Source organism: Pseudomonas sp. HN2 (assembly GCF_020736465.1).
GTDB lineage: Bacteria > Pseudomonadota > Gammaproteobacteria > Pseudomonadales > Pseudomonadaceae > Aquipseudomonas > Aquipseudomonas moraviensis_A.
Window position 1 is genome coordinate 1,365,173 of record NZ_CP085885.1, and the last position, 11,764, is coordinate 1,376,936.

The window sequence follows — 11,764 nt, forward strand, 5'->3', positions numbered from 1 at the left end:
AGCTCCTACACCGGGATGGTGTACACCCTGTAGGAGCTGCCGAAGGCTGCGATCTTTCAAGGCTTAATTCGGCCCCGGATCAGCCACTAAACGCCCGGCATCCTTGGCCAAAGACTTGAGAAACTCAGTCTGCAACTCCGGATCATTGCGCGTCAGTTCGATCAGGCTTTGTTCCAGTTCGCTGGCTTCCTCTTCCAGGCCCAGTTCCGACAGGCGTTTGACCCGGTGCACCCACTGGCTCACCTCGTCATCTTCCAGATCGTCATAAATCAGCCCGTGCGCTTCCAGCAACTTGCCGCGCAGGTGACCGCTGAGCATCAGTGTCGAGTCGGAGTGCACGTCATCCTTGGCGTCTTCGACACTGATCTGCAAGCGGCCGATATGATTGAGGTCATGTTCGGCGAAAGGACTGTCGAGCAGGTTCAAGCGCAGCACGCCGTTGCGGTCGGTGGTCATGTCGAACGTCTGCTTGCCGGCCTTCACCTGCACCGGGCGCTCGCTCCATGGCAGGCTCGAATACTCCGTGCGCTTGTCGCGCTGGACTTCGTCGATGCCCGCGAGGTTCTGCTGCGCGCGACCGTTGGACTGCGCGTTCATGAACGGGTTGAGCCCAGCGAAACCGTAGCTCAGCCAATCCTTGGTGACGCTGTCCGGCAGGTTGCCGAGCGCGAACACGTTGACCACGTTCGCACCGACACCACCGACCACGGCCACCGCGCCCAGCGGAATCTCATAGACTTCGCGCCAGGGTTGGTAAGGCGTGTAGCGGTCGTAACGGCGGGTGACTTCGAACTCGGTGACTTCGAAGGTCTTCTGCTCGTTGATCTTCACGCGTCGCTGCGGCAGCTCGAGCACCTTGGGCTCGCCGACATCGATCTGCAGGCTGTGATCGAGCAACTTTCGCTCGACCCGCTCTTCGTGCTCGCTGCGTTGCGACATGTGATTGGCGCAGCCGCTGACCAGCAGGGCGCCGCACAGGGCGGCGCCACCGAGGCCTAAGGTGTTTCGCTTGAACATGACGTCTCTATCTGGTTTCAGCGGCGGATACGGGCCTGAAGGAAGGACACAACATCGGCCACCGGCAGCGCTTGCGCCTCTGCTGCGGAACGACTCTTGTATTCCAGGTTGCCTTCGGCGAGGCCGCGGTCGCTGACCACGATCCGGTGTGGAATGCCGATCAGCTCCATGTCGGCGAACTTGATGCCCGGGCTGGTTTTCTTGTCGCGATCGTCCAGCAGCACTTCGAAACCGGCCGCCGTCAGTTCGGCATACAGCTTGTCGGTGGCTTCGCGAACCTGCTCGGTTTCATAGCGCAGCGGTACCAGAGCGATCTGGAATGGCGCCAGCGTGTCGCTCCAGATGATGCCGTTGGCGTCGTTGTTCTGCTCGATCGCAGCGGCAACCACGCGGGATACGCCAATGCCGTAGCAGCCCATTTCCAGGGTCACCGGCTTGCCGTTCTCGCCCAGCACTTCGCACTTCATCGCCTTGCTGTACTTGTTACCCAGCTGGAAGATGTGGCCGACTTCGATGCCGCGCTTGATTTCCAGCGTGCCTTTACCGTCCGGGCTTGGGTCGCCCGCAACGACATTGCGCAGGTCGGCAACGGTCGGAATCGGCAGATCACGCTCCCAGTTCACGCCGAAGTAGTGCTTGTCGTCGATGTTCGCGCCGATGCCGAAGTCGCTCATCATCGCGACCGAACGGTCGATGATGATCGGGAGCGGCAGGTTCAGCGGGCCGAGCGAGCCAGCGCCGGCGCCGATCGCATCACGCAGTTCGGCATCGGAGGCCATCACCAGCGGGCTGGCCACGCCTGGCTGGTTGGCAGCCTTGATTTCGTTCAGTTCGTGGTCGCCACGGATGACCAGCGCGATCAGCTTGCCTTCTTCTTCGGCATGAACGATCAGGGTCTTGATGGTCTTTTCAATCGGCAGATTGAATTTTTCCACCAGCGCCGCGATGGTTTTGGTGTCCGGCGTGTCAACCAGGCGCAGCTCTTCGGTTGGCGCAGGGCGCGAGGTTTCCCGTGGCACCGCTTCGGCTTTTTCGATGTTCGCTGCGTAGTCGGAACCGTTGCTGAAAACGATATCGTCTTCGCCGGACTCGGCCAGCACGTGGAACTCGTGGGAGCCGGCGCCACCGATCGAACCGTTGTCGGCTTCAACCGGACGGAATTTCAGGCCCAGACGCGTGAACACGTTGCAGTACGCCTCGTGCATGCGGTCATAGGTGATCTGCAGCGACGCCTGGTCGGCGTGGAAGGAGTAGGCGTCCTTCATGATGAATTCGCGGCCGCGCATCAAACCGAAGCGTGGGCGGATTTCGTCACGGAATTTGGTCTGGATCTGGTACAGGTTGATCGGCAGCTGTTTGTAGCTGCTCAACTCGTTGCGCATCAGATCGGTGATCACTTCTTCGTGGGTCGGGCCCGCGCAGAAATCACGACCGTGGCGGTCTTTGATGCGCAGCAGCTCAGGGCCGTATTCTTCCCAGCGCCCCGACTCCTGCCACAGCTCGGCCGGTTGGGTGCTCGGCATCAACACTTCCAGAGAACCGGCAGCGTTCATTTCTTCGCGAACGATGGCTTCGACCTTGCGCATGACTCGCAGGCCCATGGGCAGCCAGGTGTACAGGCCCGAGGCAAGCTTGCGGATCATGCCGGCGCGCAGCATCAGCTGATGACTGATCACGACCGCGTCGGAAGGCGTTTCTTTCTGTGTGGCGAGCAAAAATTGACTGGTGCGCATGGTTGGCCGTTGTCGGTTGCTATGACTGGAAATGACGGAGCAGTGTACCGGCGAGTTTTGCTGACGTACAGAAGTGTGGCCGGCGCAAAGGTCCGGTGGCGGGATTCCTCCCGTCACCGGCGAAGTGTCCTACGATTCTTCGGTTGCGGGCGTCGGTGCGGGTTCGGGCGTCGGTGTCGGCCCTTCGCGGCGGCGCTCCTGAAACCAGTGCAGCGCAATCAGCAGCAGCGTCGGCACGCCGAGCAGGGCGGTAATGAGGAAGAAGCTGTGATAGCCGAACTTCTCGACCAGCACGCCGGAATAGCCGCCCATCAGGCGCGGCAGCAGCAACATGATCGAGCTGAGCAGGGCATATTGCGTGGCCGAGAATTTCAGGTTGGTCAGGCTCGACAGGTAGGCGACGAACGCTGACGTCGCCAGGCCCGAACTGAAGTTGTCGAGGGAAATGGTCACCACCAGCATCTGCAGGTTCGGCCCCATGTCCGCGAGCATCACGAACAGCAGGTTGGTCGCCGCCGAAGCCACGCCGCCGATAAACAGGATCGGCAGGATGCCGAAGCGCACGATCAACAGGCCGCCCATGCCGGCGCCAACGAGGGTCATGATCAGGCCGAAGATCTTGCTGACGCTGGCAATCTGATCCTTGGTGAAGCCCTGGTCGATGTAGAACACGTTGGCCATCACGCCCATCACCGTGTCCGACATCCGGTAGGTGGCGATCAGGCCCAGCAGCAACAGCGCCTGCCAGCGGTAACGCAGGATGAAGTCATTGACCGGCGTCAGCACCGGCGCCAATCCACGCCGGCCCATGGCCGACAGACACATCCCCGTGAGTAGCGTATAGAGAATGGCGCGAAGGAAAGCGCGGTCTTCGAGCAGCAGGTCGAGCGGGCTCATGTCGCCGAACAGCACGCCAGCGAAATCAGTGTTGTACAGCTGGGTGAACATCGCCGGTACGGAAACCAGCAAAACGATCAGCACGAACACCGACATCAATTGATGCATGAACGTATAGCGCCCGGCCTGCAACTGCGTGCGCAGCGGCACCGGCGGCTCACGCATGAACAGCGTGGTCAGCAGCGCGGGCACCATCAATGCGCCGAACAGCACATAGGTGCCGGTCCACGCCGCGTGCTTATAGTTGAAACCGGTGGAGCCGAAACCTTCGGCGAAGAACAGCGCGCCGGCGGTGGCGAGCAGGGCGGCGACGCGGTAACCGGACATGTAACTGGCGGCGAGGGCGGCCTGGCGGCTGTCATCGGCGATTTCCAGGCGATAGGCGTCGACCGCGATATCCTGCGTGGCTGAGGCAAAAGCGACGACGACGGCAATCGCGATCAGCCAGGACAAGTGCTTCTGTGGATCACAGAAACCCATGCCGATCAGGCCAAGAATCACCAGTGCCTGAGAGAGCACCAGCCAGGAACGGCGACGACCGAGTTTGCCCAGCAAGGGCAGGCGCCATTGGTCGAGCAGCGGTGACCAGACCCATTTGAACGCATACGCCAAGCCGATCAGGCTGGCATAGCCGATGGTTTCACGGGCTACGCCCGCTTCACGCAGCCACACGGAGAGCGTCGAGAACACCAGCATGTACGGCAGGCCGGCGGCAAAACCGAGCAACAACAGCACGAGCGTCGAAGGACTGGCATAGGCGGCGAGCGCGGCGCGCCAGGTTTTACGGGGCATGGGCTGAAGTCTGCCTCAAAATTGCGAAAACAAAGCGCGCACTCTAACCGCTGTGCTCTACCGGACGCCAGCCATGGCGCCGAATATCCACACGATTGTTCTGGATGGTGATGCCTTCCATGCGCAATCGCGCGCGTTGTTCATCACCGGAGGGGGTGCCGACCGGCAGGCTGATGCGTCCGCCGGCACCCAATACGCGGTGCCAGGGCAGTCTGGTGTCGCCGGGCAACTGGCTCAAGGTGCGCCCGACCCAGCGCGCGGCGCGGCCCAGTCCGGCCAGTTCGGCCAGCTGTCCATAACTGACGACTTTGCCTTCGGGCACTTGCGCGAGCGTCGAGTAGAGCGCCGTGCGTCGGATTTGCGCATCGTTTTCGACGCTGTCGAGCGGGTCTTTCACGTACGCGGCTCCTGAGCATTGGCGTGACAATGGTGACAAGGGTAATCGCTTGGGGCGCAGTTGAGAAATGAACTCAATTGAAATAGTCCGGTCAGTCCTTGTCATGGGCAAAATCCTACGGATAATGCCGACCCTTTTCGCCAACTCTGAGCCCCCGGTCTGCTTATGTTCCCCAGAACCTTGTTGTGCCTTGCTGTTTTCAGCACGTCCACGCCCCTGCTTGCCGACACCGTCTGGTTGAAAAACGGCGACAAGTTGAGTGGCACTATCACGGTCTTCGACGGCGGCAAGCTGTTGATCCAGACCAAATACGCCGGTGCCGTGGCAATTGACTGGAAAGAGGTCAAGACCCTCGACAGCGATCAGCACTTGCTGGTGAAGCAGGACGCCTATGCTGGCGAAGTGTCGAAATCGCTCACCGCGGCCGACGACGGCAAGGTCACCCTGGCCAATGGCGAGGCGCCGAAGACAGTCGAGCTGGCGAGCATTCAGCAGATCCTCAAGCCCAAGCCGATCGTCACCGACCTGGTGTGGAAGGGCAACGTCGACCTGGCGCTGGACTATCAGCGCGCCGAAAAGGACACCGACGATTACGATGTTGGCTTCAAGACTTCCGCTCGCCATGGTCGCTGGCGGCATATTGCTGAGGGCGAGTACAACCGCGAAGTGCAGGATGCGGAAACCACCACCAACAACTGGCGCGCCGAATACTCCCTCGACCGCTTCCTCACCGATCAGTGGTTCTGGCAGGGGCGCATCAACTACAAGCGTGATCACATCGAAGAGCTGGCGCGTCAGCGTGTGGTCGGTACCGGTCCGGGCTACCAGTTCTGGGACGACGAACTGGGCGCGTTCTCGCTGGGTTCGTTGCTTAACCGCACCGACTATGAATACCGCGATGGCAGCAAGGACAACTTCTATTCCGTCGCGATGAAGTGGGACTACAACCGCTACCTGATCGGCAAGAAAGTCGAGTTCTTCACCAATGGCGAAGTCGGCAAGCCGTTGTCGGGCGTCGCCGATTACGCACTGGATGCCGAGCTGGGCCTGCGCTACAAGGTCACCGAATGGGCCTCGCTCAATCTCAAGGCCGAGCGCGACATCATCAGTGGCACCAACGATGCCGATTTGAACAAGACCCGCTATACCGCAGGGTTTGGCGTGGCCTGGTAAAAGCTTAAAGCAAAAGATCGCAGCCTTCGGCAGCTCCTACGGGGTGTACATCAATCCTCTGTAGGAGCTGCCGAAGGCTGCGATCTTTTTTACGCTCAAAAACAAGCGCCCACAAAAAAGCCCCGCTTTTAAGGGCGGGGCTCTTTTCTAAAGAAGCTACAAGTTAGATAACTTGTACTTCTTCAGCTTGCATGCCTTTCTGACCGCGAGTAGCGATGAAAGAAACCTGTTGGCCTTCTTTCAGGCTTTTGAAGCCGTCGGATTGGATAGCTTTGAAGTGAACGAACAGGTCGTCACCGGATTGTGGAGTGATGAAGCCGAAGCCTTTTTCATCGTTGAACCACTTAACGGTACCGGTTTGGCGATTAGACATGGTGTAACTCCTTGAACAAAGATAACTGCGACTCAGGAAGAACCCTGGCCGAGACTGAGTGCAAAGAGCAGGAAAAATTCTTGTAGATGGTTGGATCGAAATTCAACATATCGTGTAGAGATTCTCAGTGACACAAGCAACACAGTGACGCCACCTTAACCCTTTTTCCGGAACGTGCCAATGTTTCTTGCAAAGGATTCTGTGTTTTAGGGATCGGCGGTGCGGCTGTTCGTCGCCACATCTCGTAAATACGGGGTGTTCGCCGAGAATTGCGTTGCGCACTTTGATCGCGGCGACGCGCCCGGTAAGATGCCGGACAGAATTTTTCCACCTCGCTATTCAGGACAACCCCGCCATGAGCATCAAATCGGACAAGTGGATTCGCCGCATGGCGCAGGAACACGGCATGATCGAACCGTTCGTCGAGCGCCAGATGCGCGGCAGCGACGACAGCCGGGTGATTTCCTACGGCGTGTCGAGCTACGGTTACGACGTACGTTGCACCAACCACTTCAAGGTGTTCACCAACATCAACTCGGCGATCGTCGACCCGAAGAACTTCGACGCCGGCAGCTTCGTCGACATCCACAGCGACGTCTGCATCATCCCGCCGAACTCCTTCGCCCTGGCCAGCACCGTCGAGTACTTCCGTATTCCGCGCAATGTGCTGACCATCTGCCTGGGTAAAAGCACCTACGCGCGCTGCGGCATCATCGTCAACGTCACTCCGCTCGAGCCTGAGTGGGAAGGTCACGTGACCCTGGAATTCTCCAACACCACCAACCTGCCGGCGAAAATCTACGCCAACGAAGGCGTGGCGCAGATGCTCTTCCTTGAATCCGACGAGGAATGTGAAGTTTCCTACAAGGATCGTGGCGGCAAGTATCAGGGCCAGCGTGGCGTGACCTTGCCACGTACCTGATCGACCATCCGACGGATGTCGGGAATTCTTTGGCGGGCAGACACTCTATGGGGTGTACTGCCCGTTTTTGTTACACACAAATTCGGGCCTTCACTGAGGAGTGCCCTATGAAGATCGACCCGCGAATCAGCGCTGAACTGGCAAGGCTTGAGCCCAATCAGATAGGCGTACTGGCCTGGTCGCTACTGGCGAATCCGTCGTTAAGCCTGTCCGGCGGCGTGCCCGGCCAGCCCGATCCTGATACTCCCAACGAACAACCGACCGAGCCAGGCGAACCAACGCTGCCGGACGAACCGCCTCCGGCGCCAGTTGCCTGACCCTACTCATGAATATGGCCCGTCAACCCGATCGATCTGCGATCTAGCTGACGGGCCATATTTCGTTGTCGCCGATCACGAAGACTTTACAGCTGTCGTCGCGCTCGACCTGATAGCCGCCGGTAAACGCACCGAACGCCGGCATCAGGCTGATGCGCTCACCCAACCTGAAACAGGCCAGGCGCAAGCTCTGCCGGCCTCTGCCGTGCAATCGATAAACCGGATGAACATGTCCCGCGAGCACGTGCCGTTCGGGATGCGGATCGGGTTCATGTTGCAAGGCGAATGGCCCGAGCAATAGCGGCTCGGGTACCACGCGGATATTCAGCGAGGAGGGTGGGTCGCCAGCGCGTTTGTCGTGGTTGCCGCGAATCAGCGTCATCGGCAGGTCAGCGTGCCGCGCGCGCCATTCTGCCAGCGCATTCAGTGTGGTCGGGACATGGGAGCCAGGCCCATGCAGAAAATCGCCGAGGAAGATCAATTGGCGACACGGCAGTCGCGCCAGCAGCGCGTCGATCACTTCGATGTTGCTAGCCGTGGTGCCATGCGGCACCGGCTGGCCGAGGCTGCGATAGGCCGCCGCTTTGCCGAAATGCACGTCGGCGATCAGCAGCGCCTCCTGCGCGGGCCAATACAGGGCTTTCTCCGGCAGTAACCACAATTCTTCGCCGGCCAGGCGCACCGGGTAGGCGCTCACGACGATTTACCGTTATCAGCAGTTTTTTCCAGGTCACCGACCATTCTTCTGATCCTGTCAGCCAGTTTTTCCGAACTCATGCTCTCGCGCATCCGCTCCACCAGCAGCGGAAAGCCCAGCGGTGTAGGACGTTTAACCTGATGCACGTCGAGTTTCATCTGATTGATGCGCGCCAGTGTCTGTTCCAGGCGGCGAATATCCAGTTCTTCGCGCAGGACTTCTTCCCCGGCCTGGGCCAAGAGCAGATTGTCGGCGTCGTATTGTTTGAACACCTGGAAAAACAAGCCACTCGACGCCTGCACCTGGCGCGTACTCTTCGGTGCGCCCGGATACCCGGCGAACACCAGTCCGGCGATCCGCGCGATTTCACGGAAGCGGCGCAACGCCAGTTCGCCGGCATTGAGACTGGCCAGCACGTCCAGCAACAGGTCATCGGCATTGAACAGGTGTGCGTCGAGATGGGTGGCCCAGTCCACCGGCGTGGCGCTGAGCAATTCCAGGCCGTAGTCATTCACCGCGATCGAGAAGGTCACAGGCTGGCGCTGACTGACGCGCCACGCCAGCAGGCTCGCCAGCCCCAGATGCACTTGGCGCCCGGCGAATGGATAGAGGAAAAGGTGCCAGCCTTCGCGGGATTTCAGCACTTCGGCCAGCAGATTTTCCGTGGTGGGCAACCCAGACCAGCGTATCTGCGTTTCCAGTAGCGGCCGCAGCGCGTGCATTTCCGGGCCGTTGAAATGACCTTGAGCAGCGGCGCTGAAACGCGCCACCACCGCTTCGGCCAGTTCGTTGGATAACGGCATGCGCCCGCCATTCCAGCGTGGCACGGCGGCTTTTTTCGCGGTGCTGCGTTTAACGTAGGCGGTCATGTTTTCCACCCGTACCAGCTCCAGCAAGCGGCCGGCGAAGAGGAAACCATCGCCGGGTTTCAGTCGCGCGATAAAGCCTTCCTCGACGCTGCCCAACTGTTTGCCGCCGCCACCCTTGCTCCAGAATTTCAGGTTGATGCTCGCGTCGCTGACGATGGTGCCGATGCTCATGCGATGGCGCCGCGCCAGACGTGCATCCGGCACACGCCAGACGCCGTGTTCGTCCGGCTCGACCCGGCGGTAGTCCGGGTACGCTGTAAGAGACATCCCGCCGTGGCGTACGAAAGCCAATGCCCAGGCCCAGTCCGCCGGTGTCAGGTCGCGATAAGCCCAGGCGCCGCGGACTTCTTCGTACAGATCCTCAGGAATAAAGCCACCGCCGAGGGCCATGCTGACCAAATGCTGGACCAGCACATCCAACGGCTTGTGCGGCGACAGGCGTGGCTCGATGCGCCGTTGCTCGACGGCATCGCGGGCGGCGACCGCTTCGATCAGTTCAAGGCTGTGGGTCGGCACCAGCGTCACCCGCGAGGTGCGCCCCGGTGCGTGGCCGGAGCGCCCGGCACGTTGCATCAACCGCGCGACCCCTTTCGCCGAGCCGATCTGCAGCACGCGCTCGACCGGGAGGAAATCCACGCCCAGATCCAGGCTTGAGGTGCACACCACGGCTTTCAATTGGCCATTCTTCAACGCCTGCTCGACCCAGTCGCGGGTGTCGCGGGACAGTGAACTGTGGTGCAACGCGATCAACCCGGCCCAGTCCGGCCGCGATTCCAGCAGCGCCTGATACCAGATCTCCGACTGCGCGCGGGTGTTGGTGAACACCAGGCTGCTGGCGCAGGCGTCGAGTTCGGCCACCACTTGCGGCAGCATCTTCAGGCCGATGTGTCCGGCCCACGGAAAACGCTCGGTGGCCGGTGGGAGCAGGGTATCGACCTGCAGGGTTTTTTCGCTTTTACCCTGGACACTGACGCCGCCGCCCTGTGGGATCAGCACTTGCTCGGCGTGAGACTGATTACCGAGGGTGGCGGAAACGCCCCAGACGATCAGTTCCGGCTGCCAGTGACGCAGACGGGCGAGGGCCAGTTGCAGCTGCACGCCGCGTTTGTTGCCGAGCAACTCGTGCCATTCATCAACGACGATCATGCGCAGGGTCGACAACGCCGTGCGCGCGTCGGCGCGGGCGAGCAGCAGGGTCAGGCTTTCAGGTGTGGTAATCAGGGTGGTCGGCAGGCGCCGGCCCTGACGAGCGCGTTCGCTGCTGCTGGTGTCGCCAGTGCGCAGACCGATGCTCCACGGAATCTGCAAATCATCCACCGGGCTTTGCAGTGCGCGGGCAGTGTCGGCGGCGAGGGCGCGCATCGGCGTGATCCACAGTACCGTCAGCGGTTCAGCCGGCGGTTTGCGTTTGCGTGGCGTGGCCACGGGCGGCTGCAAGCGGGCGAAGCGATTGAGCGCGGCAAACCACACCGCATAGGTTTTGCCGGCGCCGGTGCTGGCGTGGAGCAAGCCGGATTCGCCGTTTTTTACCGCCGCCCACACCTGTTTCTGAAAGGCGAACGGCTTCCAGGCGCGAGCGCTGAACCAGGTTTTTGCAAAGTCGGGGGATTTCGCCATGCCGGCTGCGTGCGCTCTGGAGGTGTTGTTTCAGAGACAGCGAAGCGTGGCGACAAGTTTGATTTTTGTGGCTTGCGCGGTCCCCTGTAGGAGTGAGCCTGCTCGCGATAGCGGTGTGTCAGTTACATCAATGTTGGATGTGATGACGCTATCGCGAGCAGGCTCACTCCTACAGGGGAGATGTGCACGGCGTTATTTAAGGTTACCGCTGAGGAACTGCTTCAGGCGTTCACTCTTGGGATTGCCCAGCACCTCTTCCGGCGCGCCTTCTTCTTCCACCAGACCCTGATGCAGAAACAGCACCTGATTCGACACCTTGCGCGCAAAACTCATTTCGTGGGTGACCATGATCATCGTCCGGCCTTCTTCGGCCAGACCCTGAATCACTTTCAACACCTCACCGACCAGTTCCGGGTCGAGTGCCGAGGTCGGTTCGTCGAACAGCATCACTTCCGGCTCCATCGCCAGCGCCCGGGCGATCGCCACGCGCTGTTGCTGGCCGCCGGAGAGAAACGCGGGATATTGATCGGCCACCCGCGCCGGCAAGCCGACTTTGTCCAGATAACGTCGGGCGCGATCCTCGGCTTCCTGTTTGCTGCAGCCCAGCACCCGGCGTGGGGCCATGGTGATGTTTTCCAGCACGGTCATGTGGCTCCACAGATTGAAATGCTGGAACACCATCGCCAGCCGTGTGCGCAGGCGTTGCAGTTCATTGGCGTCGGCGACGTGCATGCCGTGGCGGTCGGTGACCATGCGGATCGCCTGGCCATCGAGGCTCATGGCGCCGTCGTTCGGTTGTTCAAGAAAATTGATGCAGCGCAAAAACGTGCTTTTGCCCGAGCCGCTGGCGCCGATCAGGCTGATCACGTCGCCGGTCCTGGCCTTGAGCGAAACGCCTTTGAGCACCTGATGATCGCCATAGCTTTTGTGCAGGCCTTCAACGGTCAGTTTGTACATGGA

Annotated in this window: 11 protein-coding genes; 3 read left to right on the plus strand and 8 right to left on the minus strand. The window is 60.6% G+C overall.

What is annotated here, in order from left to right:
• Positions 1–63: 63 nt before the first annotated feature.
• The 4 genes from LIS66_RS05950 to LIS66_RS05965 all read right to left on the minus strand — a co-directional run bounded on the left by LIS66_RS05950 (position 64) and on the right by LIS66_RS05965 (position 4,836).
• The gene (locus LIS66_RS05950; protein WP_042608242.1) at positions 64–1,017 is read right to left on the minus strand and encodes a hypothetical protein; all 954 of its coding nucleotides are present in this window, start codon (positions 1,015–1,017) and stop codon (positions 64–66) included.
• A 17-nt stretch (positions 1,018–1,034) separates the two neighbouring features.
• Positions 1,035–2,750 carry a proline--tRNA ligase gene (locus LIS66_RS05955; RefSeq protein ID WP_042608241.1) on the minus strand — a complete coding sequence of 572 codons (1,716 nt, stop codon included), beginning with the start codon at positions 2,748–2,750 and terminating at the stop codon, positions 1,035–1,037.
• A 129-nt stretch (positions 2,751–2,879) separates the two neighbouring features.
• Positions 2,880–4,439 (minus strand): AmpG family muropeptide MFS transporter, encoded by a 1,560-nt coding sequence (locus tag LIS66_RS05960; RefSeq protein WP_042608240.1) that lies wholly within the window; start codon positions 4,437–4,439, stop codon positions 2,880–2,882.
• Positions 4,440–4,482: 43 nt separating this feature from the next.
• Complete coding sequence (locus LIS66_RS05965) at positions 4,483–4,836, minus strand: MGMT family protein (RefSeq protein WP_042608239.1); 354 nt, start codon at positions 4,834–4,836, stop codon at positions 4,483–4,485.
• Between the two features lie 165 nt (positions 4,837–5,001).
• On the opposite strand from LIS66_RS05965, the gene LIS66_RS05970 reads away from it, so the two are divergent.
• Complete coding sequence (locus LIS66_RS05970; protein ID WP_042608238.1) at positions 5,002–6,009, plus strand: DUF481 domain-containing protein; 1,008 nt, start codon at positions 5,002–5,004, stop codon at positions 6,007–6,009.
• 163 nt (positions 6,010–6,172) lie between these two features.
• Here LIS66_RS05970 and LIS66_RS05975 read toward each other — a convergent pair whose 3' ends face one another.
• Positions 6,173–6,382 carry a cold-shock protein gene (locus LIS66_RS05975; RefSeq protein ID WP_002554837.1) on the minus strand — a complete coding sequence of 70 codons (210 nt, stop codon included), beginning with the start codon at positions 6,380–6,382 and terminating at the stop codon, positions 6,173–6,175.
• Positions 6,383–6,737: 355 nt separating this feature from the next.
• Between LIS66_RS05975 and dcd the strand changes: the two genes are divergently transcribed.
• Both dcd and LIS66_RS05985 read left to right on the plus strand, forming a co-directional pair.
• Positions 6,738–7,304 (plus strand): dCTP deaminase, encoded by a 567-nt coding sequence (dcd, locus tag LIS66_RS05980; protein ID WP_007940589.1) that lies wholly within the window; start codon positions 6,738–6,740, stop codon positions 7,302–7,304.
• A 107-nt stretch (positions 7,305–7,411) separates the two neighbouring features.
• Complete coding sequence (locus LIS66_RS05985; protein ID WP_016771389.1) at positions 7,412–7,621, plus strand: hypothetical protein; 210 nt, start codon at positions 7,412–7,414, stop codon at positions 7,619–7,621.
• Positions 7,622–7,664: 43 nt separating this feature from the next.
• Here LIS66_RS05985 and pdeM read toward each other — a convergent pair whose 3' ends face one another.
• The 3 genes from pdeM to LIS66_RS06000 form a co-directional block, all read right to left on the minus strand.
• On the minus strand, positions 7,665–8,318 hold the full coding sequence (gene pdeM, locus LIS66_RS05990; protein WP_416220741.1) for a ligase-associated DNA damage response endonuclease PdeM: 654 nt from the start codon (positions 8,316–8,318) through the stop codon (positions 7,665–7,667).
• On the minus strand, positions 8,315–10,804 hold the full coding sequence (locus tag LIS66_RS05995) for a ligase-associated DNA damage response DEXH box helicase (RefSeq protein WP_227973800.1): 2,490 nt from the start codon (positions 10,802–10,804) through the stop codon (positions 8,315–8,317). Before LIS66_RS05995 ends, pdeM begins: the two co-directional genes overlap by 4 nt.
• Before the next feature lie 192 nt (positions 10,805–10,996).
• Positions 10,997–11,761, minus strand: coding sequence for an ABC transporter ATP-binding protein (locus tag LIS66_RS06000; RefSeq protein WP_042608235.1), 765 nt, complete (start codon positions 11,759–11,761; stop codon positions 10,997–10,999).
• Positions 11,762–11,764 lie beyond the last annotated feature (3 nt).

Coding starts and splice junctions, on each gene's coding strand:
- LIS66_RS05950 (WP_042608242.1), bottom strand. CDS start 1,017: ATGTTCAAGCGAAACACCTTAGGCCTCGGTGGCGCCGCCCTGTGCGGC.
- LIS66_RS05955 (WP_042608241.1), bottom strand. CDS start 2,750: ATGCGCACCAGTCAATTTTTGCTCGCCACACAGAAAGAAACGCCTTCC.
- LIS66_RS05960 (WP_042608240.1), bottom strand. CDS start 4,439: ATGCCCCGTAAAACCTGGCGCGCCGCGCTCGCCGCCTATGCCAGTCCT.
- LIS66_RS05970 (WP_042608238.1), top strand. CDS start 5,002: ATGTTCCCCAGAACCTTGTTGTGCCTTGCTGTTTTCAGCACGTCCACG.
- LIS66_RS05975 (WP_002554837.1), bottom strand. CDS start 6,382: ATGTCTAATCGCCAAACCGGTACCGTTAAGTGGTTCAACGATGAAAAA.
- dcd (WP_007940589.1), top strand. CDS start 6,738: ATGAGCATCAAATCGGACAAGTGGATTCGCCGCATGGCGCAGGAACAC.
- LIS66_RS05985 (WP_016771389.1), top strand. CDS start 7,412: ATGAAGATCGACCCGCGAATCAGCGCTGAACTGGCAAGGCTTGAGCCC.
- LIS66_RS05995 (WP_227973800.1), bottom strand. CDS start 10,804: ATGGCGAAATCCCCCGACTTTGCAAAAACCTGGTTCAGCGCTCGCGCC.
- LIS66_RS06000 (WP_042608235.1), bottom strand. CDS start 11,761: ATGTACAAACTGACCGTTGAAGGCCTGCACAAAAGCTATGGCGATCAT.